Genomic DNA, 23,446 nt, shown 5'->3' on the forward strand with positions numbered 1-23,446 from the left:
CCTGCATGTCAGGCCATGCCCGGGTTGCCGGCCACGCCCTGCAGTTCGGGCAGGTTCAGCTTGACCGGCTTGACGGTTTTCACATCGCGCAGATAGCGCGCCATCAGGTCCCAGATCGGTTCGCCGCCGGCGTTCTTCGCTTCTTCCGACACCGGTGCCCAGCCCGCGACGCGATAGGTTTTCGACGCCTCGATCGGCTTGCCGCCGAGCGACATCGCGGTGATGCGGCTGCCCATCTTCGCGGTCGGGTCGCAGCGATACTGCAGCCCGCCCACGCGCACCATGTCGCCGCCCTGCTGATAGTAGGGGTCGGGATTGAACAGGTTGTCGCAGACGTCCTCGAGCACCGTCTTGATGAATTCGCCGGTCATCGGCGTCAGCGTCGTGTAGGGATAGGTGATGGCTGTCTGGTCGAGCAGGTTTTCCATCGTGATCGGGTCTCCGGGCAGCAGGCTGGTACCCCAGCGGAAACCGGGCGAGAAGGCGATTTCCGCGTCCTTCATCTTCATCAGGCCGTCGAGGATGAGCTGATCGAAGCTGCCGTTGAAATTGCCGCGGCGATAGAGCAGGCCTTCGGTCACCGCGAGCCGCTCGCCCAGTTTCGCTTCGTGCGGTGCACGCATCTTCGCGATCAGCGAAGCCATGTCGGCGTCCGGCTGGATCAGGTTGGAAAACACCGGCAGCAGGTGGTAGCGGAAATCCGACACCTTGCCGCCCTTGACGTCGAAATCGAGCACGCCGAGGAATTTTCCGTTCGAGCCTGCATTGGTGACCAGGGTCTGGCCGCCGCCGTTCTTCACGATGACCGGGGCCGGCACGCCATCGTGCGTGTGTCCGCCTAGGATGGCATCGACGCCGCGCACCCTGGAGGCCATCTTGATGTCCACATCCATGCCGTTGTGCGACAGCACGACCACCACCTGCGCGCCTTTGGCGCGCGCGGCATCGACGTGTTCCTGCAGGCTTTCGTCGTTGATGCCGAAACTCCAGTCGGGCGTGAAGTAACGCGGATTGGCGATCGGCGTGTAGGGGAAGGCCTGGCCGATGATGGCCACCGGCACGCCGTTGATCGGCTTGATGACGAAAGGCGGGAACACCTGGTCGCCGAAGTCGGTGGTTTTCACGTTCTGCGCGACGAAGTCGATCTTGCCGGCGAAGTCGCCGTCGACGATCTGCTTCACACGCTCCGCACCGTAGGTGAATTCCCAGTGACCGGTCATGACATCGACGCCGAGCAGCTTGCAGGCGTCGACCATGTCCTGTCCCTTCGTCCACAGCGACAGGCCGGAACCCTGCCAGGTGTCGCCGCCGTCGAGCAGCAGCGCGCCGGGCCGGCTGGCCTTCATGCGCTTGACCAGCGTGGCCAGGTGAGCGAAGCCGCCGACCTTGCCGTAGGTTTTCGCCGCCTGCGAAAAGTCGAGGTAGGTGAAGGCATGTGCCTGCGCACTGCCCGGCGCGATGCCGAACTGCTTGAGCAGCTTTTCGCCGACCAGATGCGGTGGCCGACCCATCATGTCGCCGATGCCCAGATTCACGTCCGGCTCGCGGAAGTGGATGGGCATCAGCTGCGCGTGGCAGTCGGTCATGTGCAGCAGGCTCACGTTGCCGAAGCGCGGCAGTTCGTACATCTGCCCGGCTGCGCTCGCAGCCTGGGCGAAGTTGCCATGCAGGGCCATGCCGCCAGCACTGGCGGCCGCCAGCACCTGCAGGAACTCGCGGCGGTTCATGCTCATCGCGCCATCACTCCGCATTGACCGGCGACTTCGGGTCGAGCAGCAGGGCCACGATGTGGCGGATCTGCTTTTCGTCGAGGATGCCATGCGTGCCGAAGCGGGGCATGTTGGTGCAGGCGCTGTAGGCGTTCGGATTCCAGATCTTGGCCCACACATACTTCTGCGTGGCTTCCGTGTTGCCGTGCACCTTTCCGTACTGGTAAAGGCTGGGGCCGATGGTGCCGTACGAAATTTCCTTCTTCGTGATGCGGTGGCAGTTGTAGCAGTTGCCGCCGTTGGCTTCGCCGGCCTTGTCGGTCCAGGTCAGACCGCGGCCACTCTGTGCGATCTTTTCGCCTTCCTTCCAGTCGCCGATGTACTTGCCGTCGGATGGCCACTTCACCTCGGCGAGTGCCGCTGCCTGGAATCGTTCGCGCAGGTCGTCGTCGAGGCTGTGCCCGAATTTCGAGCAGGCGACCATGACTTCGTCCTGCGTCAGGCGGTCGGTCTTGACGATGCCCTGTTCGCGGAAGGATGCGGCCATGACGGCCGCGGCGTCCTTGTCGTAATCGGCCGAGGTGACGGTGGATGCGCCGGTGCCGGCGCAGCCCGCGACGGTGGCCAGCGTGGCCAGCACGGCAAGCGCGACGGCGCCCTGACGGATGCGGATGTTCATCGTGCTCTCCTTAACGCTTGATGGCCGGGGCGATGCTTTCGCCCGTGCCGTTGGCGGTCACACCCAGATAGCTCGACAGGGCGATGGTCACGTCCGAGCCGTACACCGGGTACGGGAAACGCTGCTGGCGGAAGCAGTCGTTGAGCCGCCGCTGCATGCTCCACAGCTCACCCGACGACACGCGGTAGGCCGGCCACGATCCGAAACCGCGCGCGGCGTCCGGGCCCTTGGTCAGGTTGGGCAGATCCTGCAGCCGGATGCGCTTGCCATCCTCGCCGTGACAGGTGACGCAGCCGAAATCGTGCGTGCCGCCGCGATAGTTGAAGGCGCGCTTGCCGATCTCGTACATGCGCTTCTCTTCCGGATGTGCCATCGGCAGGTTGAACTTCATGCCGCGCGATTCGGCGGAAATCCAGGCCACCAGTGCTTCGATGTTCTTCTGCTCACCCTTGCCGAACGGGGTCTTGGCCACCTCGTCGGCCGGAATGCCCTGCAGCGTTTCCATGCAGGTCAGCAGGCGGGACTCCAGATCCTGCACGCGGTTGGTGTCGGCGAAGTGGCGCGGCAGCGTGACGAAGGCGCCCTTGACGACGCCCGGCCCCTGGCCGAGATCACACTTTTCGAGTGTGGCCTTCTTCGGGCCGCGCGCTTCCTTCCACAACTCCTCGCCGCGCATCTCCCACAGCTCGGCCGGATTGCCCTCGGCCAGCGCCTCGCGGTACTTGGCAATGCCCTCGGCAGTGGCGTCTGCCAGCACCGGCGTGGCAAACACGAGCGCGGACGCGGCAACGCAGGCAGCGTATGTGCTGTTCTTCATGATCTCTTCCTCCAGTCCTTGACGGGATGATCCGGGCTGATGACGGGACCGGCCTGCTTCGGGTCGATCCTCTATGCAACGACGAGCAGGGTTCAGGCCACGACGACTTCGTCGGTACGCTTGTCACCCTTGTTGTCCACCCAGCTCACGCTGACCTTGTCGCCCTTGGCGCCGCCGGCGAACCTGAACTGCAGATACGGGTTCTTCGATACCGCCGGGCCGAACTGGGCGGCCAGCACGACACGGCCGTTGTGGGTGGCCGTCAGTTCGGTGATGTGATGGGCCGGAACCAATGCGCCGGACGCGTCCTTGCGCTGACCGGTTTCCATGTCGTGGCTCATCAGGATCTTTACTTCGGTTTCAGTGCCATTGCTGGCGGCGCGGATGCGCATCGGACCTGCCATGTCTTGCTCCTTGGGTTGTGCGTGGGATGTGAACGAATTGCCGGCTGCTATCAGCCGCCGCAACCGCCCAGCGTCACCTTGATTTCCTTGGACACCATGTAGAAGCTGCCGCCTGCCTTGACCAGCGCGAACACATTCGAGGTCTGGCCCATCTTCACGCGGGTGCTCACGTCAGCAATCGTGCCGGCCGGCAGCATGAAGCTGGCAGCGAGCATGCTCGGATTCTTCTCGATCAGGATGGCGATGAATTCGGTGTCGGCGAGCGCGCTCTTGACGCCGACCGGCACCACCGCTCCGTTCTCGGCAATGTCGGGGCCGCTGATCTGAACGTCCTTCGAATCGGCGGGCTTGCCGGCACCCAGCGCCTTGAGCGCTTCGTCCATCGCCTTGGCTTCGAACGCCGGCTTGTCCCATCCGGCCGCCTGCGCCTGTTGGGTCGTGATCAGGCCGGCGGCCACCAGCAGACCGAACAATCCGGCCGCGCTGCCGCTCTTCAGGACTTCCCTTCGCTGCGTGTTCATCCGTTTCCTCCTCAGTTTTCGGGCGAGCCCGACAATATCCATTTGATCAACGCAGCCGTGTCCGCGTCGCTGACATGCGCCTGGGGCGGCATTGCCACATCGCCCCACGTGCCGCTGCCACCTGCCTTGACACGGCCGATGAGCTGCGATTCTGCCCCCTTGTCGTCCTTGTAGCGCTTCGCGATGTCGCGGAAGGACGGTCCGAGTATCTTGCTGGCGATGCCGTGACAGCCACTGCAACCGCTCTTCTTCATCAATTCCAGTGCAGGATGCGGCGCGGGCGCTGCCGCACCGCCGCCGGCACCCTCGGTGGTCTGTTGCCCGCGTACCGCGCCGATCACCCGGTTCTGATCGGCAAGATTGCCGTGTGCGTCGCGGGCGTAGTCCGGCAGGCTGGACCCCATCGTGATCTGCGTCTTGCAGTTCTTCATGCAGGCCACGTTTTTCACGTCAGGCTTGCCCTTGATGTCCCACATGCCATGTTTTGTCGTCATGCCGTTACGGTTCGGCATGCGTTTCTGCACTTCGGCGATATTCTTGTCCGAAAGCGTGAAGTCGGACGGCACGATTTCACCCAGATGAAGCAGGTAGGCGAGCACGGCGTATACCTCGTCCGGACTCAGCGACTTCGGTGCATTCCACGGCATGGCGCGGTTGATGTAGTCCCACAGCGTCGACAGCGTCGGCACCTTCATCAGCGTGCTGCGCTGCGGGGCGTCCTGCCGGATGTAGGCGCCGACACGGCCGGTTTCGATGTCCTCTTTCGTCGTGCCGCCGACCAGCGGGGTGAAAACCTCGTTGCTTTCGCCGAAGCTGCCGTGACAGGCCGTGCACTTCGCTTCCCACAGTTCGATGCCCTGCTCGACTGAACCCTTGCCGGGTGGCAGGCCCTTGAAATCGGGGCGCACATCGATGTCCCACGCCTTGACTTCGGACGGGGTGGCCGCACGGCCGACACCCGGAAAGCTGCTCTCGGCCGAGGCGCCGGTGGCTGCTGCGATCAGGCAGCCCGCGAGGAGAAGTTCAGAAAACCTGGACATTGCTCACGTCTCCGCTGTCCGCCAGCTTCCACGACTGGATGGCGTTGTTGTGATAGATCGAACGCGTGCCGCGCACCGCGCGCAGTTGCGCGTAGGTGGGCTGCACGTAACCGGTTTCATCCATGGCGCGCGACTGCAGGATCGCGGGACTGCCGTCCCACACCCAGTCGATGTTGAAGCGGGTCAGCGCCTTCGACAGCACCGGCGTTTCAAGCCGCGCGGTGCGCCAGTTGCGGCCGCCATCGACGGATACATCCACCCGCTTCACCTTGCCGCGGCCCGACCAGGCGATACCGGTGATGTTGTGGAAGCCCTTGTCGAGCAGCGTCTGGCCGCCGGACGGTGTCGTGATGACCGACTTGCATTCCTGGATCGAGGTGTATTGGCGGTGCGTGCCGTCGGGCATCAGGTCGATGTAGTGCACCGCCTCGTCCTTGGTCGCCCACGGCTGATCGCCGACTTCGATGCGGCGCAGCCACTTGACCCACGACACGCCCTGGACGCCGGGCACCACGAGACGCAGCGGATAGCCGTTCTCGGGGCGCAGCATTTCGCCGTTCTGGCCCCAGGCCACCAGTACGTCGTCCAGTGCGCGGTCGAGCGATATCGTGCGGGTCATGCTCGATCCGTCGGCCCCTTCGGCCAGCACGAACTTCGCCCGCTTGCGATCGATGCCGCAATCGTCGAGCAGCACGGACAGCGGCACGCCGGTGAACTCCGAGCAGGACAGCATGCCATGCGAGTACTGTACCGTCGGCACGGCTACATTGCCCCATTCCATGCCGGTATTGGCGCCGCATTCGATGAAGTGGATGCGCGACACGGACGGCAGGCGCATCAGGTCGTCCATCGTGTACACGCGGGCTTCCTTCACCAGGCCGTTGATCATCAGCCGGTGACGCGCCGGGTCGATGTCGTGCCAGCCCTGGTGGTGGCGTTCGAAATGCAGGCCGGAGGGCGTGATGATGCCGAACAGGCCCTGCAGCGGCGAGAACGAGACCGACGAACCGGCCACGCGGGTCAGCCCGGGGCTTTCGCGGCGGCGCAGGCCCGCTTCGAACTGAGACGGGGCACCATACGGACGTTCGGCGACCGGACGGCCCAGTGTGGTGCTGTGTTCGGGCAGCGTCAGGATGGCCGGGTCGCCATCGGCGGCCCGTGCAACGGACGTTCCTGCCACGGCCATACTGGCGCTGGCAAAGGCCGTGCGCAGGAAGTCGCGCCGCCCGGCAGACACTTCCCGTATCTGTTCCGGCGACAGGAAGCTTTCCGGTGCGCGCTGGATGCGCCCGGGGCGTGGGGTGATCTGGGACATGCTTACTCCTGTTCGGACGCGAGTTCGAGCGACTTGCCGACCTTCTTCAGCGATGCCTTGCTGGGTCGGTGCGGCATGTTCAGCGAGTTGCCGGAGGCAATCTGGATGCAGACGGTGCGGCAGATCGACGGAAAATTCGGGTCGATGAGCTTGTAGAACACCATGGCGCCGTCCTTGCGCCGGCCGACGATGCCGGCGCGGTACAACATGTTGAGGTGACGGGAGGTGTTGGTCTGGCTCAGACCGGACTGATCCACGACGTCGGCAACCGAACGTTCGCCGTCGCACAGGCAGTGCAGGATCTTCAGTCTTGCAGGTTCGGCCAGCAGTCCGAAGTAATCGGCCACCGACTCAAAAACCTTGTCCAGCTCGGGATCGTAATCCACAGCTGCTCCTCGTCTTGTCCTTGTTGAAGTAAAACAGATGCGCAATTGCGCATATGGGCAAGAATAAATTTATTATTTTTTCTACTTGAGACGTGACGAGTTTTTGTCTAGCGTGTCGTTAGCTCGCAAGGTTCTTCACGACAGATGTGGAACAGGCGCGCGCGGACTACCACGAAGATTCCACGGAGGAGAACATTTTGAAAACGAAACTGGCGGGCACGGCGCTGCTGTGGCTTGGCCTCTCAATGGCCTGTGTACAGGCTGCCGACCCGAACCTCGGACGCAATCTTGCAGCCACCTGCGCCAATTGCCACGGCACCGACGGCAACAGCGCTGGCGGCATCCCGGGCCTTGCAGGCATGTCGAAAGCCAAGATGCTCGGCCTGATCAACGAATTCCGCAGCGGCGCCAAGCCGGCGACGATCATGCATCAGCTGTCCAAGGGCTACACCGACAGCCAGCTTGACCTCATTGCGGACTACTTCGCGTCGCGTACACCGGTCGGAGGTGCCAAATGACTGCGGCACGTCGTGGATTCATCAAAGGCACGCTCGGCCTGTCCGCCATGGCGGCACTGTACGGCTGTGCCGGCGCCGGCAAGGGCGCCAAGGGGCATGTCGTCGTGGTCGGTGGCGGCTATGGCGGTGCGACCGCCGCGAAGTACATTTCGATGTGGAGTGAGGGTGGCATCCGCGTGACGCTGGTCGAGCGCAATGCGGCGTTCGTGTCCTGCCCGATCTCCAATCTGGTGCTGGCGGGCGAAAAGCAGTTGTCGGACATCACGGTCGGCTACGAAGGTCTGGCGAAGTACGGCATCACCGTGGTGCAGGACGAAGTGACCGCGGTCGACGCCGAAAAACGCATGATCAGACTGGCCCGTGGCGGCGACCTCGCCTACGACCGGCTGGTGCTGTCGCCGGGCGTGGACTTCATGTATGAGTCGCTGCCAGGCATGGCCTCGGCCGCGGCGAAGGAAAGCATCCTGCACGCGTGGAAGGCGGGTCCGCAGACGGTTGCACTGCGCAAGCAGCTGGAGGCGATGCCCGACGGTGGCGTATTTGCGATGACCATCCCGAAAGCGCCTTACCGCTGCCCGCCGGGACCGTACGAGCGCGCCTGCATGGTCGCCCATTACCTGAAGCAGGCGAAGCCGAAGTCCAAGGTGCTGGTGCTGGACGCCAACGAGGACATCGTGTCGAAGAAGGGCTTGTTCACCAAGGCCTGGGCCGACAGCTACAAGGGCATGATCGAGTACCGGCCGCAGAGCGAGCTGCGCGATGTCGATGTTGGCAATCGTACCGCCATCCTCGAGTTCGACCAGGTCAAGGCGAGCGTGCTCAACGTCGTGCCGCCGCAGCGCGCGGGCGACATCGCCGCCAAGTCGGGGTTGAAGCTGATCAACAACCGCTGGGTCGACATCAACTGGCTGACGATGGAATCCACGAGCACGCCGAACATTCACGTGCTGGGCGACGCCATCTTCCCGGCGCCGACGATGCCAAAGTCCGGTCACATGGCCAATCAGCACGCCAAGGTCGCGGCGGCGGCCATCATCAACCTGATGTCCGGGCAGCCGCCGTCCGACGCGCCGCTGGTGATGAACACCTGCTACAGCTTCGTCGATGCGACGAATGTGGTGCATGTGGCATCCGTGCATCCCTACGATGCGGCGACCAAACAGCCGCAGCCGGTAAAGGGCGCGGGCGGTCTGTCGGCAGCCCCGACCGAGATGGAAGGCAAGTACGCACTTGCCTGGGCGCGCAACATCTGGGCCGACATGCTGACCTGATCGCGCCTTTTCCCCGTCCGGGGCGGCTCTCCGACAAGGGGAGCCGCCCTTTTTCATGTCCGCGCGTCGGTTCCGACCCCGCTATTGACCGGGTAGAAACCCTCGATGCCGGGCGTGCTCGTCCGGATTTTCCCCGCCCTCCTAGCCGCGTAGAACTGTCGCTGTCATGCGATGCGCCCGCAGCGGTGCACGCAAGACGGACAACAAGGCAGTCATGCCCACAACAAGGACAAGGAGGAAGATGAATGAGCCGTGTACTCAAGCGGACGGTGACGGTATTCGCACTTGCGCTGCCGGTGGCGGTGCAGGCGGCGGCAGGTGACTGGGAGCTCAGTCTGGGACTGATGTCGGTCAACGCGGACATGGATTCACCGGTACTGGGCGTCGACGCATCGGACCGGGTGACGCCGGTGATCAGCGCAAGCTATTTCCTGACCCGTCAGATCGCGCTGAATACCGCAGCCGGTATCGCGCGTCACCGCTTCAGCCTCGGCGGCGCTACGCTTGGCCGGGCTTCGATGGCGCCGCTGAACCTCTTGGCGCAATGGCATTTCCTGCCTGAAGGGCGCTTCCGTCCCTACGTCGGCGTCGGCGTCCACCACACGCTGTTCTTCGACCAGGAAGGACCGGTCTTCGACCAGCTCGCCCGCTTCAAGTCCGATACCGGCCTCGTACTGCAGGCGGGCGTCAGCTGGTCGGTGTCGGAGCGCTATTTCATCAATCTGGACTACAAAAAGTTCTATCTGGAGACCGATGTGCGCTTCTCCGGAGCGCCCGCCCGCGTGGAACGCATCGGCCTCGATCCCGACGTGTTCAGCCTTGCGTTCGGCATGCGCTTCTGAGCGGCGACGGCGGCCATGCGGGATGACCCTCCAGTGCCTGATGGCGTAGCCGTCGTCGTCGATGCACGCGGCAGCCATTGCCCGGGCGCACTGATGGAACTGATCGTGGCGCTCAAGCACGCGCGGCGCGGGGAGTTCCTGCTGGTGCTGGCGGACGACCCGGGTTCGGCGCGGGAGATTCCCGAGTGGCTGGCCAAGGTGGGTCAGCGTCACGTGTCCACCCGCAGCGAGCAGGGGGTTCTGCACATCATGGTCGAGAAGACGCGTGGCTAGGGTCTGTTGCTATTGGATCGCGGGCCGCGTGCGATTCCCGATGCGTCCGGATCAAGGCGGGCCGACGCCGGCTGACTGGCCGTCAGGCCAGGAGGCCCAACGCGGAGCTGGGCGCATCGGGACTCGCGCCCTCCGGGTTTGCAGCGTGCGAGGCACGGACCGCGTTGCGCTCCTTGTCGAGACGGCCAGTCTCGACTTCGTCGCACGCCTTGCCCGTGCCTCGCGCGCTGCAAACGCGGTTCGCGATCCAATGGCAACAGACCCTGGGGCAATGCCGGGGGAGCGGACTTCATGCGCATCATGATCGTCGGCGCCGGTATCGGTGGCACGATACTGGCCAACAGGCTGGCAAGGCTGCTGGCACCGGAGCTGCAGCGCGGCGAGGTGGATGTGGTGGTGCTTTCCGCGTCTCCAAGGCATCTCTACCAGCCTGGCCTGCTGCATCTCGCTCTGGGACAGACCACGGTGGATGCGTTGCATCGCGACCAGCGCACGCTGCTCGACCCGCGCATCGCGCTGCTGATCGACGAGGTGGTCGCTTTTGCGCCGGACTCGAAGCAGGTGCGCGGCGCCAGCGGCAATGCCTACAGCTATGACTGGCTGGTCATCGCCACCGGCTCGCGGGTGACGCCGGAAGAGGTGCCGGGCCTGGCCGAACATGCGCATGGCTTCTACACCGAGGCGGCGGCACTCAGGCTGGCTCAGGCACTGCAGGCCTTCGACGGCGGTCGCGTCGTGGTGACCACCGGAGTCCCTCACAAATGCCCGATGGCGCCGCTGGAACTGACCTTTCTGCTGCATGACCTGTTCGTGCGACGTGCTATCGCGCCGCGCGTCGACCTGCTCTACACCTATCCGATCGGCCGCCTGCATTCGATCGAGGCAGTGGCCGAGTGGGCGCGCATCGAGTTCGCCCGCCGCGGTATACGCAGCGCGACCTATTTCAACATCGCGTCGGTCGATGGTGCCACGCGCACCGTGCACAGCGAGGAGGGGCTGAGCGTTGACTACGATCTGCTGATCGCCATTCCGCCACATCGCGGCGCCGAGGCGATCGAACGCAGCGGGCTGGGGCCGCGCGGCTGGGTGCCGACGCATCGGCGGCTGCTCACCATGCAGGGGCACGACGACGTGTTCGTGCTCGGTGACACCACCAATCTGCCGGTGAGCAAGGCGGGCTCGACGGCACGTTTCCAGGCCGAGGTGATCGCCGCGAATCTGGCTTCCCGCGCGCGCGGTGGCGGTGACACCCATGGCTACGACGGCAAGGTGCTGTGTTTCATCGAAACCAGCCGTGACCGCGCCACCTACGCCGCCTTCAACTACGCGGAGCCGCCGCGCCCGCGCGCGCCCAGTCGCGCGATGCACATGGCGAAAACCTTCTATCACCGTCTCTACTGGTCGTCGCTGAGAGGTTTTCCGTGACGGCCCGCGAAGAGGACTGGCGTGCGCTCCAGGACTGGTGCGAACGGGCCGGACTGACCGAGGCGCCGTGCGTGCTGGCGGATATGGCACGGAGCGGCGCGCTCGACCGCCTGGCCGCCGAAGCGATCCGCGCCTGGAAACTGCATGAGGCCCTGCGCACCGGCGACTGCGCGCCGGCCGCAGCGGAGGCGGACGGCCTGCAGCGGGTGTTCGAACTGCTGGAGGATGGCTTCACGCCCGACATGGTGTCCGACGCTGCCGATCTGGCGGGTGGGGCCCTGCGCCTGCTGCATCTGCTGAACAGTCCTGGCGCGGCCCGTCTGCTCGATCGTCTTGAACGCGCGGCATCGCGCGACGACGGATTGGAGCGCTCTGCTCTGCTGACGCTGCTTCAGGCCGTGAACGACGGGTCGGCGCGCGCCGCCGGCACTGCGTCGCCCGGCGGAGCGGCATCGCTTTTCCGCCTGTTGATGCGCCCGGATACTCAGGATGCGCTGCACTGGCTGGTCGCGGTGGCGCGCGGTGCGCGCGGCTGAACTCAGCGCCCGCCGAGACCGAGCGCGGCTTCGGCGTAGGACCGGAACTGCGCCAGCGCCCGCGCGATCGCCACGGCAGGGTCGCGGATGCGGCCCATGACCAGCGCGCCCTCGATCACCACGAGCAGGTGCTCGGCCAGATCTTCGGCTCGCACCGGAGGTGGCGTGTCCAGCAGTGCGATGATCTGCGCGAACTGCGCGCAGGCGCCCTCCATCCAGCGCTCCAGCGCTGCAGCGCAGGCCCGCCGCAGCGGGGAGGATGGATCGGACGACTCGTAGGCGAGGATGGCGAACATGCAGCCGTCGCGAAAGCGCGCGTCTTCGCCGTACATGTCGCCGAGCAGGTCGAGGTAGGCGTGCAGCTGGCTGCGTGCGCTGCGCTTGCGCAGAGGCGGATGGGCCTGCATGCGCAGCCGGCCCTCGTGTTCGAAATGGTCGAGCAGGGCCAGGCCGAACCCTTCCTTGTCGCTGAAGTGATGGAAGAAGGCGCCCTTCGTCATCTGCGACAGCGTGCAGATCTCATCCACCGACGTCGCCGAGAAGCCCTTGCGCATGACCAGGTAACGGGCGGTGTCGAGCAGTTCGTTTTTGCGTGAAGGGCGGCTCATGCTGGCGGCGCAGAGGGGGGACTGCCGCTTTCTAGCACGAGGCGCGACCGCGTGGCGGTCTCGGTGACATGGCGCACGCGCCGCGGAAGTTTCCCCTTCTTCCCGGTCGAGATGCGACACCACGCGGGGGCGGCGCGGCGCGCGATGTGGCGCGGTCGACCGGCAGGTACGGGCACGCATGCACCGGAGCCACGATTCTTTTGCCTGCGTCCGGTGCCGAGCGCCGGGCGCTCGGTCGCAGGGTGTCGCCACTATGGCCGAGCGGCACGGGGGGCGGAAATCCGGTCGACTCCCTGTTCGGTCAAGGGGTTTCCCGCGCGGCCGTGCGGCATGCCCGTGCCGGTGCCGATCCAGCCGGAGTCCGGCGACTGGATGCACAGCGACTGCTTCACCAGTTCGGTCAGCGAGCGGGCGGCCATCTTGTCCATTACGTGCGCGCGGTGCGCCTCCACCGTCTTGCTCGACAGGCCGAGCACCTGTGCGATCACCTTGTTCGGCCGGCCCTCGACCACCAGATCCATCACCTCGCGCTCGCGTGGCGTCAGGCTGGCGTAACGGTCAAGCAGCGCTGTGCGGGCAGTGCGGCAACGGCGCGCCTCACTGTTGAGCCCGATGGCCTGCTGTACGCGGTCGAGCAGGGTCTGGTCGTCGAAGGGCTTCTCCAGGAAGTCGAAAGCGCCGGCCTTGATCGCCTTCACCGCGTTGGCCACGCCGCCGTGACCGGTAATGAAAATGACCGGCAGCCCGACATCGCGATCGCGCAGTCGCTGCTGCAACTCCAGTCCGCTCATGCCCGGCATGCGCACATCGAGCACCAGACAGCCCCACGGATCGGCGTCCATCGCGGCGATGAAGTCGAGCGCGTTGCGGTAGGTCCGGACGCGAAGCCCGATGGACTCCAGCAACCAGGACAGCGACGACGACACCGCGTCGTCGTCGTCAACCACGTAGACCGTCGGTTCCGTTCCGCCCATGCAGTGTCTCCCCCGTTTGCAGCGTGAACCGGAAGGTCGCGCCGTCGTTGTTGTTCCGTGCGAGCCAGAGCTGTCCGCCGTGTGCTTCGATGATGGAGCGGCTGATCGGCAGACCCATGCCCATGCCTTCGTCCTTGCTCGTGAAGAAGGGCTGGAAGATGCGCGTGGGGTCGGCGCCGTCTATGCCGGGCCCGGAGTCGGCGATGTCCACGAAGGCGTAGCCGTCGTGTCCGTGGCCGGTGGATACGCGGATCTCGCGGCAAGGGGATGCGGCGGTCGTCATCGCCTCGATTGCGTTGCGCATCAGGTTCAGCAGCACCTGTTCCACCTCGATGCGCGATCCGCGCGCCGGCGGCAGATCGGCGGATGGCGAGAACAGGATGCTCACGCCGTGCGCGCGAGCTTCCGAGCCAATCAGCGCGCTGGTGGCCTGCACGATGTCGTTCAGATTGAGCGCGGTCAGCGCCGGTTCGCGCTTGCCGAGGAAGGTGCGCAGATTGCGGATGATGCCGGCGGCACGCTCCGCCTGCGTGCACACGTGTTCGAGCGATTCGAGCACCTCTGGTGCGGCGGCAGCTTGAGCGCGCAGGCGTCGCAGCGACCCGCGCGTGTAATTGACGATGGCCGCCAGCGGCTGGTTCAGCTCGTGCGCCAGATTGGTCGCCATCTCGCCCATGGTGCAGGTGCGTACCACGTGGGCAAGCGCGGACAGGTGCTGCCGGTCCTGTTCCTCGGCGGCGCGCCGCTCGGTCATGTCGCGGGTGACGCCGAGCAGCGCGATGATCTGGCCATGTTCGTCGCGCAGCGGTGCCGCACTGGTTTCCATCCAGCGCAGACGCCCCTGCAGGCTGGTCAGGCGGAACTCCAGCCGCCCGCTCTCGCCGCGGAACACCCGCTCGGTCAGTTCGATATAGGGCTGGCGATGCTCTTCGGCGATGAAGGAGAAGATGGAGCGACCGAGCACCTGATCCGTGGAACACGCATCCATCATGGCGAGGCCGGCCGGGTTCATTTCCAGCACGCTGCCGTCGCAGGTATGCAGCTTCACGCATTCCGGTTCGGACTCGAGCAGCAGACGCAGCCGCTGCTCGCTCGACGTCAGGCGCGCCTCCGCCTCGCCGTGCGCCGTCACCAGCGCATCGCGCTCCGATTGCAGCGTGCGTATCGTCTGCGCCGCCTCGGCCAGTCGCTGCCGGTGCGTGCGTAGCGCCCATATCGACGAGGTGGCCAGCGCGAGCGTGGCGAGCAGGCCGATGCCGGTCAGCGCATTCATGCCTGATGCAGCTCGCGTTCGACACCGGCTAAGGGAAATCCCTCGGCTGCGCCGGAGTTCGTCCGGATGGTGGCGCTGCCGTGCCGGCGGTAGCATTGAGGCCGTTCCGGAGCACAGACCCGGGCCGGCGAGCCGGAAGGCATGTCGGAACGATGAGCGGCAGTCTTCACGATGGCTGATCCAGTGCTCCGGGCTGCTGCGTTGCAGCGACAAGAATGGCGGCGCCAATGCCTCCGCGTTACGACTATAAACATACCAAACGGTACGTCAACGGGTTTGCATGCGCAGCCTGGAGACGGTGTCGGGCCGCACCCGGTGCGGTCGGCACGACCGACAACCAGAGGAAGGAGATCCTGATGAGCAAGCTGAAAGCCACCGCCCTTGCATTCGCCCTGATTGCTTCGTTCGGCGGCACGCTGCCGGTACAGGCCGATGAAACCTGCAACTCGCCCTACACGACGAAGCTGATCAAGGGGCAGGAGGATTTCGTCCACGTGTGGACGCTGGGCGTGAAGGGCATGGGTGACGAATCGGACAAGCTGGTCACCGTGGATGTGAATCCGAAGTCGAAGGACTACGGCAAGGTGGTCCATTCCGTGACCGTCGGGGGGCGTGGCGAGGCGCACCACACCGGCTTCACCGACGACCGCCGATTCCTGTGGGCAGGCAGGCTCGACGACAACCGCATCTTCGTGTTCGACATCGCCAGCGATCCCGCGAAGCCGAAGCTGGTGCACACCATTTCCGACTTCACGCAGAAGACCGGCTATGTCGGGCCGCATACCTTCTATGCGCTGCCCGGCCGGATGATGGTGCAGGCCCTGTCCAACGACAAGGATCACGGCGGCCGCACCGGGCTGGTCATCTATAACAACAAGGGCGAGTTCGTCGAAAAGTACGACATGCCGACCGGCAAGCACGGCGACGTGATGGCCGACGGCTACGGTTACGACATCGGCATCAATCCGCAGAAGAACGCACTGCTTACTTCCAGCTTCACCGGCTGGAACAACTACATGATGGACTTCGGCAAGATGGTGAAGGATGCCGATGCGATGAAGCACTTCGGCAACACCATGGTCATGTGGGACCTGAAGTCGATGAAGCCGCAGAAGGTGATGAACGTGCCCGGCGCGCCGCTGGAAATCCGCTGGTCACTGAAGAACGGCGACAACTGGGCCTACACGGCCACCGCGCTCACATCGAAACTGGTGCTGATCAAGCAGGACGCGAAGGGCGAGTGGCAGGCGAAGGAGGTCGGTACCGTGGGTGACCCGTCCAAGGTGCCGCTGCCGGTCGACATTTCGATCACCGCCGACGCGAAGGGGCTGTGGGTGAACACCTTCCTCGACGGCACCGCGCGCTACTTCGACATTTCCGATCCGGAGGCACCGAGGGAGGTCTACCAGAAGGTGATCGGTTCGCAGGTCAACATGGTGAGCCAGAGCTGGGACGGCAAGCGGGTCTACTTCACCACCAGCCTGCTCGGCAACTGGGACAAGAAGGGCGGCGACGACCAGCAGTTCCTGAAGCTGTTCCACTGGGACGGCAAGGCGCTCAGCGAGAAGTTCTCGATCGACTTCTATGCGCTCAAGCTGGGTCGTGCGCATCACATGAAGTTTTCGGCGAAGCCGGCGAACACCGCCGGGCTGAAGGAGCGCGTCGCCGAACTTGCGTCGAACCGCTGAGTCGAGGCGAACACATGCCGATCCTCCGCCGCGTCCGGACGGCGGCGACGGCGCTGGTGCTGGGCGCCCTGCTGGCCGATGGCTCGCAGGGCGCATCCAATGCCGATCTCGCGCCCAGCACGCCGCATCAGGATTTCGTCGCGCCCGCCGCGGGCAGCTACCGCTTGCCGCCGATACAGCGCTCGCCCAACGGGCGGGTGGTGGACATCGACGGCCGTACCTACGGGCTCGCCCGCTATACGCGGGAGCGCATCACGCTGCTGTCCTTCATGTACACCTACTGCGTAGACCCGGTGGGCTGTCCGCTTGCCTACGCGACGCTGACGCAGTTGCGCGAGCGTCTGCTGCGTCGGCCCGACATGGCGCGCCAGGTCAGGCTGGTCAGCCTGTCCTTCGATCCGTCGCACGACGATGCGGCATCGATGCGCATGTACGCCGGCGCACTGGCCGATCCGAAGAGCCCGGTGCGCTGGCACTTCCTTACCACGCGTTCGGTCGCCGATCTGAAACCCATCCTCGACGACCTGGGTCAGGACGTTTCGGTCGAACTGGACACCCAGGGGCGCCCGACGCGGGTGCTCAACCACATGCTCAAGCTCTTCCTGATTGATCGCGACGGCCGGGTCCGCGAGATCTATACAACCGCCTTCCTGATGCCTGAGGTCATGTTCAATGACATTGAAACACTCCTGCTCGAGACGGCGCGGACGCGTTGAATACGTGCTCGCGCTGGCGCTCGCGCTGACCGGCTGTGCCGGCGAGGTGGCGCACGATGCGGCCACGGCGGCCATCGCTGTGCCGCTCGGCCTGCCCGTCATGCCGCACCCGCCGGACAACCCGCCCACGGCAGTACGCATCGAACTGGGGCGCAAGGTTTTCTTCGATCGCCGGCTGTCGTTCAACGGCACCATGTCGTGCGGCATGTGCCACGTGCCCGACCAAGGGTTCACCGCCAACGAACTTCGCATGGCGATCGGCAACGAGGGCGCCACGGTACGGCGCAACGCCCCCACGGTGCTCAACGTGGGCTACCACCCGCGCCTGTTCCATGACGGCCGCGAAGGGGAACTGGAAGTCCAGGTGTGGGGACCGTTCCTTGCGCACAACGAAATGGCCAATCCGTCGATCGGCCATGTGCTGGACAAGCTGCGCACGCTGCCCGACTACCAGGGCGCGTTCGAGCACGCTTTCGACGGTCGTGGGCCGACGGTCGAGACGGTGGGCCAGGCCCTGGCCAGCTATCAGCGATCGCTGGTGTCGGCCAATTCCCGCTTCGATCGCTACCGCTATGGCCGCGACGAGACGGCGCTGACGGTCCAGGAGCAGCAGGGGCTGGAGTTGTTCGCCGGCAAGGGGCGCTGCACGACCTGTCATACGATGGGCGAGCAGTCCGCGCTGTTCTCGGATTTCCGTTACCACAACACCGGCATCGGCTGGTTGAGCGGCTTGCCGCGGCCGCTCGTCGAAGTGCAGCTGGTACCCGGATTGCAGACGACGATGACGGCCGAGCGCATTGATTCGATCGGCGAGAAGGTACCGAGCGACGTCGGCCGCTTCGAAATCACGCTCGACCCGGACGACCGCTGGGCCTACAAGACACCGATGCTGCGGAACGTGGCGCTGACCGCGCCCTATATGCACGACGGCTCGCTGCCGACGCTCGAAGCGGTGGTGGACTTCTACGACCGTGGCGGCGGTGGCGCGCCGGATCAGAGCCCGCTGATCGTGCCGCTGCATCTGGGCGACGACGAAAAGGCCGCGCTGGTCGCCTTCCTGAGGGCACTGACCGGCGAACACCAGCGCTGGGTGGACGAGGGGCTACGCCAATCGACCTTCATGACCACGCTGAACCCGATCACCGAGTCAGGCCCCGCAGTGCCAGCCCCGCACGGCCGTTGAGCGGCGGCGGCCACGCGCGGTCCGTCGGGGCGAGGCAGCGCGTGCTTTTCTGCGCCGAACTTGCAACAATCGCGCTCTTTCGTGGCGCCCGGGCGCCCGCTTACGCACGCCGAGGTTACGCTGATGAGCATCAAATCCGATCGCTGGATACGCCGCATGGCCGAAGAACACCGCATGATCGAGCCGTTCGAGGCAGGTCAGGTGCGCGAGGTCGAAGGCCGGCGCATCGTGTCCTACGGCACGTCGAGCTATGGTTACGATGTGCGTTGCGCGGCCGAATTCAAGGTCTTCACGAACATCAACTCGACCATCGTCGATCCGAAGACCTTCGATCCGAATTCCTTCGTCGAAATGAACAGCGAGTCGTGCATCATTCCGCCCAATTCCTTCGCGCTGGCGCGCACGGTCGAGTACTTTCGCGTGCCGCGCAATGTGCTGGTGGTGTGTCTGGGCAAAAGCACTTACGCGCGCTGCGGCATCATCGTCAATGTGACCCCGCTCGAACCCGAATGGGAAGGTCACGTCACACTGGAGTTCTCGAACACCACGCCACTGCCGGCACGCATCTACGCCAACGAAGGCGTGGCGCAGATGCTGTTCTTTGAGTCCGACGAGCCGTGCGAAACCTCGTATCGCGACCGCGGTGGCAAGTATCAGGGGCAGACCGGCGTCACGCTGCCCAAGATCTGACGAGGTTTCCGTGCGCAACTGCACGCTTTCCGGATGCATTTGCGCGCGAATCGATACCAAGCGTTACACGGCGCAGCGACGTGACTTTATGAACAGTCCGCCCTGACGGCCCGCCCTAGACTCCGCTCACTTTCACGAATCACTGCGGAGCCGTCATGTTCAGAAACCTTCTTCTCGCTTCAGGTCTTGCCATCGCTTCGACGGGCGCATTTGCCTCGCTCGACGTGCCCTGGATCGACGGCCTCGAAAACACCGGTACCGGCTTTGATGCCGGCATGACCGACACCCGCTACAGCTTCACGGCGATTGCCGGAACGGCGACCGGCACCGACGGCTACGGCGTCGTGACCACCGGTTCGGGCTTTCCTTTCGGTCCGTGGCTTGCCAACAACTGGGATTCAGCCTGGCTGACGCCGTCGGCAAACGCCGCGGAAAGCTACGATCCGTCGACCGCCGGCCTGTACAAGTGGTCGATCAGCTTCGATCTCACCGGATATGATCCGTCGGCGTCCGGATTTTCCGGCCGCTGGGCGTCGGACAACAGCGGCTACGTCGTTTTCAATGGCGCCACCATTTCGACCGGCTCGTCCTTCAACAGCTGGACGTCGTTCGCCGCCACGACCGGCTTCGTTGCCGGCGTGAATACGATCGATTTCTTCGTGAACAACGGAGCGCAGGGCAGTGGCAACCCGACTGGCGTACGCGTTGAATTCCTCGACAGCTACACCTCGGTCGCCGCCCCGGTGCCGGAACCCGCGTCCTACGCGATGATTCTCGCCGGCCTGCTGGTTGTTGGCGCTGTCGCCCGTCGTCGCCTCGGCTGAACCCATCCGCAGCATCCGCAACATTCCGTCCGGGCCGCCCCAGTGCGGCCCGGATTGTTTTGAGACATCGAACTGATACCATCGCGCGCTCAGGATTGCAGGTTCTCTGCAACCCGGAGCGCCGTGTCAGGGCGCTCCTGCCATCACACAGGTTGACGCCATGCGCTTCGAGTTTCCGATCATCATCATCGACGAGGACTTCCGTTCCGAGAACGCGTCCGGTCTGGGCATCCGTGCGCTGGCCGAAGCGATCGAGAAGGAAGGTCTGACGATACTGGGGGTCACCAGTTACGGTGACCTGACCTCGTTCGCGCAGCAGCAGAGCCGGGCATCCACCTTCATCCTGTCGATCGACGACGAGGAGTTCGGTGGTGGCAGCGCGGCGGAAATCCAGGCCGTGCTGCAGAACCTGCGCGAATTCGTGGCGGAAATCCGCCGCCGCAACGCCGATATCCCGATCTTCCTGTACGGCGAGACGCGCACCACGCGCCACATCACGAACGACATCCTGCGCGAGCTGCACGGCTTCATCCACATGTTCGAGGACACGCCGGAATTCGTCGCGCGTTACATCGTGCGCGAAGCACGTGCCTATCTCGACTCGCTGCCGCCGCCGTTCTTCCGTGCGCTGGTGCACTACGCGCAGGACGGCTCCTACTCCTGGCACTGCCCGGGCCACTCCGGCGGCGTCGCCTTCCTGAAAAGCCCGGTCGGGCGCATGTTCCACCAGTTCTTCGGCGAGAACATGCTGCGTGCCGACGTGTGCAACGCGGTCGAGGAACTGGGTCAGCTGCTCGACCATACCGGCCCGGTGGCCGCGTCCGAGCGCAACGCGGCCCGCATCTTCCACGCCGATCACCTGTTCTTCGTCACCAATGGCACGTCGACGTCGAACAAGATGGTGTGGCATTCGACCGTGGCGCAGGACGACATCGTGGTGGTCGATCGCAACTGCCACAAATCCATCCTGCACTCCATCATCATGACCGGCGCGATTCCGGTCTTCCTGACGCCGACACGCAATCACTACGGCATCATCGGCCCGATTCCGCTGTCCGAATTCAGTCCGGACGTGATCCGCGCCAAGATCGAGGCCAATCCGTTCGCGCGCAAGGTGTCGAACAAGAAGCCACGCATCCTGACCATCACGCAATCGACCTACGACGGCATCCTGTACAACGTGGAAGCCATCAAGGACGTGCTCGACGGCCAGATCGACACGCTGCATTTCGACGAAGCCTGGCTGCCGCACGCGTCCTTCCACGATTTCTACGGCGACTACCACGCCATCGGCGAAGGCCGGCCGCGCTGCAAGGATTCGATGATCTTTTCCACGCAGTCGACGCACAAGCTGCTGGCCGGCCTGTCGCAGGCGTCGCAGATCCTGGTACAGGATTCGCAGACCCGCTCGCTCGATCGTGACGTGTTCAACGAGGCTTACCTGATGCACACGTCCACCAGCCCGCAGTACGCGATCATCGCGTCGTGCGACGTGGCGGCCGCGATGATGGAGCCGCCGGGCGGCACGGCGCTGGTCGAGGAGTCACTGGCCGAAGCGGTCGAATTCCGCCGCGCGATGCGCAAGGTCGGCGCGGAATTCGGCGCCGACTGGTGGTTCAAGGTATGGGGCCCGGAACATCTGGCGGAAGAAGGGCTGGGCACCCGCGAAGACTGGACACTGCGCGCCGGCGAGCGCTGGCATGGCTTCGGCGATCTGGCCGAAGGCTTCAACCTGCTCGATCCGATCAAGGCGACGGTCATCACGCCGGGTCTGGATGTCGATGGTGACTTTGCCGACTGGGGCATCCCTGCCGGCATGCTGACGCGCTATCTGGCCGAGCACGGCATCATCGTCGAGAAGACCGGCCTGTACAGTTTCTTCATCATGTTCACCATCGGCATCACCAAGGGCCGCTGGAACACGCTGGTGACCGAACTGCAGCAGTTCAAGGATGACTACGACAACAACGAACCGCTGTGGAAGGTGATGCCGGAGTTCGTGGCCGCGCATTCGCGCTACGAACGTGTGGGGTTGCGCGACCTGTGCGTGCGCATCCACGAAATGTACAAGAAGCACGACATCGCGCGCCTGACGACGGAAATGTATCTGTCGCCGATGGAACCGGCGATGAAGCCGGCCGAGGCGTGGGCGCGCATGGCGCACCGAGAGATCGACCGCGTGCCGATCGACGACCTCGAAGGCCGCATCACCGCCGTGCTGCTGACGCCCTATCCGCCGGGCATCCCGCTGCTGATCCCGGGCGAGCGCTTCAACCGCACCATCGTCAATTACCTGCGCTTTGCACGCGAATTCAACCGCGCCTTCCCGGGCTTCGAAACCGATATCCACGGTCTGGTCGGCGATGGCGAGGGCGAAACGATCAACTATCTGGTCGATTGCGTACGCGACTGACCGTCGGGCCGTCGGCGAGGCGGCTGTTGCGACGCGCTGCGCGGTCGTTCAGCGCCGCGCGTAATCGACGAAGGCGTACGGTAACCCGCTGGCGCTGACAGCCGGTTCGCGGGCGGTTTCGATCCATTCACTTCGGTCGAAGGCGGGGAATACCGTGTCGCCGTCAAATCGGTCGGCGATTTCGGTCAGCAGCAGCCGCTGTACGTGCGGCAGCGCCAGTGCGTACAGCTGGGCGCCGCCGATGATGAAGGCGTCCGCGCCACCTTTGGCCTGCGCGGCTGCCTCGCGCGCCGCCGCCAGCGACGGCACGACGATGGCGCCCGGAATCGACAGCCCGGGCTGCCGGCTGACCACGATGCTGGTGCGACCCGGCAACGGCCGGCCGAGCGAATCCCAGGTCTTGCGACCCATGATCATCGGGTGACCCATGGTCAGTGCACGGAAGCGCTTCAGGTCTTCCGGCAAGTGCCAGGGCATGGTGTTGTCGCGGCCGATCACGCCATTGGCTGCCAGGGCGGCAATCAGCGACAGGCGCGGCGTCACACGGCCACCTTGGCCGGAATGTGCGGCCACGGGTCATAGCCTTCGAGCCGGAAATCCTCCGGCGCGAAGGCGAACAGGTCGGTCACCGCCGGGTTGATGTGCATCACCGGCAGCGGCCGCGGCGTGCGTGACAACTGCTCGCGGGCCTGATCGACATGGTTCAGGTACAGGTGCGCGTCACCCAGCGTATGGATGAATTCGCCCGGCTTGAGCCCGCACACCTGGGCCATCATCATCGTCAGCAGCGCGTAACTTGCGATATTGAAAGGCACTCCGAGAAATATGTCAGCGCTGCGCTGGTACAGCTGGCAGGACAATGCACCGTCGGCGACGTAGAACTGGAACAGTGCATGGCAGGGCGGCAGCTTCATCGACGGGATGCTGGCCGGGTTCCATGCGCTGACGATGTGGCGGCGCGAATCCGGATTCTGGCGCAACCCCTTGATCAGTTCGGCAATCTGGTCGATGTGGCGCCCGTCGGGCGTCGGCCAGCTGCGCCACTGGGCGCCATACACCGGACCGAGGTCGCCGTTTTCGTCGGCCCACTCGTCCCAGATGCTGACGCCGTTTTCCTTCAGCCAGGCGATATTGGTGTCGCCGCGCAGGAACCACAGCAATTCGACGATGATGGAGCGCAGGTGCAGTTTCTTCGTCGTCAGCACCGGAAAGCCGTCGGCGAGATTGAAACGCATCTGCCAGCCGAACACCGAACGGGTGCCGGTTCCGGTGCGGTCGGTCTTGAGCGCGCCCTGTTCGAGCACATGGCGCATGAGGTCGAGATATTGCCGCATGGAAAAT

Annotated in this window: 25 protein-coding genes; 12 read left to right on the forward strand and 13 right to left on the reverse strand. The window is 64.8% G+C overall.

The genetic code is table 11. The features are described from left to right. Positions 1-8: 8 nt before the first annotated feature. From soxB to NMQ14_RS05930, 8 genes are all read right to left on the reverse strand, one after another. On the reverse strand, positions 9-1,733 hold the full coding sequence (gene soxB, locus NMQ14_RS05895) for a thiosulfohydrolase SoxB (RefSeq protein ID WP_257094323.1): 1,725 nt from the start codon (positions 1,731-1,733) through the stop codon (positions 9-11). A gap of 7 nt (positions 1,734-1,740) precedes the next feature. Further along, positions 1,741-2,388 carry a sulfur oxidation c-type cytochrome SoxX gene (soxX, locus tag NMQ14_RS05900; RefSeq protein WP_257094324.1) on the reverse strand — a complete coding sequence of 216 codons (648 nt, stop codon included), beginning with the start codon at positions 2,386-2,388 and terminating at the stop codon, positions 1,741-1,743. A gap of 10 nt (positions 2,389-2,398) precedes the next feature. Further along, positions 2,399-3,205 (reverse strand): sulfur oxidation c-type cytochrome SoxA, encoded by an 807-nt coding sequence (gene soxA / locus NMQ14_RS05905; RefSeq protein WP_257094325.1) that lies wholly within the window; start codon positions 3,203-3,205, stop codon positions 2,399-2,401. Between the two features lie 92 nt (positions 3,206-3,297). Beyond that, complete coding sequence (gene soxZ / locus NMQ14_RS05910; RefSeq protein ID WP_257094326.1) at positions 3,298-3,609, reverse strand: thiosulfate oxidation carrier complex protein SoxZ; 312 nt, start codon at positions 3,607-3,609, stop codon at positions 3,298-3,300. 50 nt (positions 3,610-3,659) lie between these two features. Further along, complete coding sequence (gene soxY, locus NMQ14_RS05915) at positions 3,660-4,130, reverse strand: thiosulfate oxidation carrier protein SoxY (RefSeq protein ID WP_257094327.1); 471 nt, start codon at positions 4,128-4,130, stop codon at positions 3,660-3,662. Between the two features lie 11 nt (positions 4,131-4,141). Beyond that, positions 4,142-5,170: a c-type cytochrome gene (locus tag NMQ14_RS05920; RefSeq protein ID WP_257094328.1), complete on the reverse strand. Its 1,029-nt coding sequence runs from the start codon at positions 5,168-5,170 to the stop codon at positions 4,142-4,144. Next, positions 5,154-6,485, reverse strand: a complete 1,332-nt coding sequence (gene soxC / locus NMQ14_RS05925; protein ID WP_257094330.1) for a sulfite dehydrogenase — start codon at positions 6,483-6,485, stop codon at positions 5,154-5,156. The genes NMQ14_RS05920 and soxC overlap by 17 nt, the downstream gene beginning before the upstream one ends. Before the next feature lie 2 nt (positions 6,486-6,487). Continuing rightward, complete coding sequence (locus tag NMQ14_RS05930) at positions 6,488-6,871, reverse strand: metalloregulator ArsR/SmtB family transcription factor (RefSeq protein ID WP_069038577.1); 384 nt, start codon at positions 6,869-6,871, stop codon at positions 6,488-6,490. A gap of 146 nt (positions 6,872-7,017) precedes the next feature. Between NMQ14_RS05930 and NMQ14_RS05935 the strand changes: the two genes are divergently transcribed. From NMQ14_RS05935 to NMQ14_RS05960, 6 genes are all read left to right on the forward strand, one after another. Further along, on the forward strand, positions 7,018-7,389 hold the full coding sequence (locus tag NMQ14_RS05935; protein WP_257094332.1) for a c-type cytochrome: 372 nt from the start codon (positions 7,018-7,020) through the stop codon (positions 7,387-7,389). Continuing rightward, a complete protein-coding gene (locus NMQ14_RS05940; protein WP_257094334.1) occupies positions 7,386-8,660 on the forward strand; it encodes an NAD(P)/FAD-dependent oxidoreductase in 1,275 nt (424 codons plus the stop codon). The genes NMQ14_RS05935 and NMQ14_RS05940 overlap by 4 nt, the downstream gene beginning before the upstream one ends. 245 nt (positions 8,661-8,905) lie before the next feature. Continuing rightward, complete coding sequence (locus NMQ14_RS05945) at positions 8,906-9,502, forward strand: OmpW family protein (RefSeq protein WP_257094335.1); 597 nt, start codon at positions 8,906-8,908, stop codon at positions 9,500-9,502. Between the two features lie 15 nt (positions 9,503-9,517). Next, entirely contained in the window at positions 9,518-9,775 is a 258-nt protein-coding gene (locus tag NMQ14_RS05950) for a sulfurtransferase TusA family protein (RefSeq protein WP_257094337.1), read from the forward strand. Positions 9,776-10,066: 291 nt separating this feature from the next. Beyond that, entirely contained in the window at positions 10,067-11,200 is a 1,134-nt protein-coding gene (locus NMQ14_RS05955; protein WP_257094339.1) for an NAD(P)/FAD-dependent oxidoreductase, read from the forward strand. Continuing rightward, entirely contained in the window at positions 11,197-11,736 is a 540-nt protein-coding gene (locus NMQ14_RS05960; protein WP_257094341.1) for a hypothetical protein, read from the forward strand. The genes NMQ14_RS05955 and NMQ14_RS05960 overlap by 4 nt, the downstream gene beginning before the upstream one ends. Before the next feature lie 2 nt (positions 11,737-11,738). On the opposite strand, the gene NMQ14_RS05965 is transcribed toward NMQ14_RS05960, so the two are convergent. From NMQ14_RS05965 to NMQ14_RS05975, 3 genes are all read right to left on the reverse strand, one after another. Beyond that, positions 11,739-12,344 (reverse strand): TetR/AcrR family transcriptional regulator, encoded by a 606-nt coding sequence (locus NMQ14_RS05965; protein ID WP_257094343.1) that lies wholly within the window; start codon positions 12,342-12,344, stop codon positions 11,739-11,741. 251 nt (positions 12,345-12,595) lie between these two features. Next, complete coding sequence (locus tag NMQ14_RS05970) at positions 12,596-13,318, reverse strand: response regulator transcription factor (protein ID WP_257094345.1); 723 nt, start codon at positions 13,316-13,318, stop codon at positions 12,596-12,598. Further along, entirely contained in the window at positions 13,284-14,591 is a 1,308-nt protein-coding gene (locus NMQ14_RS05975; protein WP_257094347.1) for a nitrogen regulation protein NR(II), read from the reverse strand. The genes NMQ14_RS05970 and NMQ14_RS05975 overlap by 35 nt, the downstream gene beginning before the upstream one ends. A gap of 356 nt (positions 14,592-14,947) precedes the next feature. Between NMQ14_RS05975 and NMQ14_RS05980 the strand changes: the two genes are divergently transcribed. From NMQ14_RS05980 to NMQ14_RS06005, 6 genes are all read left to right on the forward strand, one after another. Next, on the forward strand, positions 14,948-16,279 hold the full coding sequence (locus NMQ14_RS05980) for a selenium-binding family protein (RefSeq protein ID WP_257094349.1): 1,332 nt from the start codon (positions 14,948-14,950) through the stop codon (positions 16,277-16,279). A 14-nt stretch (positions 16,280-16,293) separates the two neighbouring features. Next, on the forward strand, positions 16,294-16,995 hold the full coding sequence (locus NMQ14_RS05985) for an SCO family protein (protein ID WP_257094351.1): 702 nt from the start codon (positions 16,294-16,296) through the stop codon (positions 16,993-16,995). Then, complete coding sequence (locus NMQ14_RS05990) at positions 16,952-18,178, forward strand: cytochrome-c peroxidase (RefSeq protein ID WP_257094355.1); 1,227 nt, start codon at positions 16,952-16,954, stop codon at positions 18,176-18,178. The genes NMQ14_RS05985 and NMQ14_RS05990 overlap by 44 nt, the downstream gene beginning before the upstream one ends. Positions 18,179-18,301: 123 nt before the next feature. Further along, on the forward strand, positions 18,302-18,868 hold the full coding sequence (gene dcd, locus NMQ14_RS05995) for a dCTP deaminase (protein WP_257094357.1): 567 nt from the start codon (positions 18,302-18,304) through the stop codon (positions 18,866-18,868). Between the two features lie 155 nt (positions 18,869-19,023). Next, on the forward strand, positions 19,024-19,692 hold the full coding sequence (locus NMQ14_RS06000) for a PEP-CTERM sorting domain-containing protein (RefSeq protein ID WP_257094359.1): 669 nt from the start codon (positions 19,024-19,026) through the stop codon (positions 19,690-19,692). Positions 19,693-19,852: 160 nt separating this feature from the next. After that, positions 19,853-22,105 (forward strand): arginine/lysine/ornithine decarboxylase, encoded by a 2,253-nt coding sequence (locus tag NMQ14_RS06005; protein WP_257094361.1) that lies wholly within the window; start codon positions 19,853-19,855, stop codon positions 22,103-22,105. Positions 22,106-22,153: 48 nt separating this feature from the next. Here the strand turns inward: NMQ14_RS06005 and NMQ14_RS06010 are convergent, their stop codons facing one another. Beyond that, a complete protein-coding gene (locus NMQ14_RS06010) occupies positions 22,154-22,678 on the reverse strand; it encodes a dihydrofolate reductase (protein WP_257094363.1) in 525 nt (174 codons plus the stop codon). Next, positions 22,645-23,439 (reverse strand): thymidylate synthase, encoded by a 795-nt coding sequence (locus tag NMQ14_RS06015; RefSeq protein ID WP_257094365.1) that lies wholly within the window; start codon positions 23,437-23,439, stop codon positions 22,645-22,647. The genes NMQ14_RS06010 and NMQ14_RS06015 overlap by 34 nt, the downstream gene beginning before the upstream one ends. Positions 23,440-23,446: the final 7 nt, after the last annotated feature.

Origin of the sequence: Methyloversatilis sp. XJ19-13 (assembly GCF_024580155.1) — a bacterium.
Lineage (GTDB): Bacteria > Pseudomonadota > Gammaproteobacteria > Burkholderiales > Rhodocyclaceae > Methyloversatilis.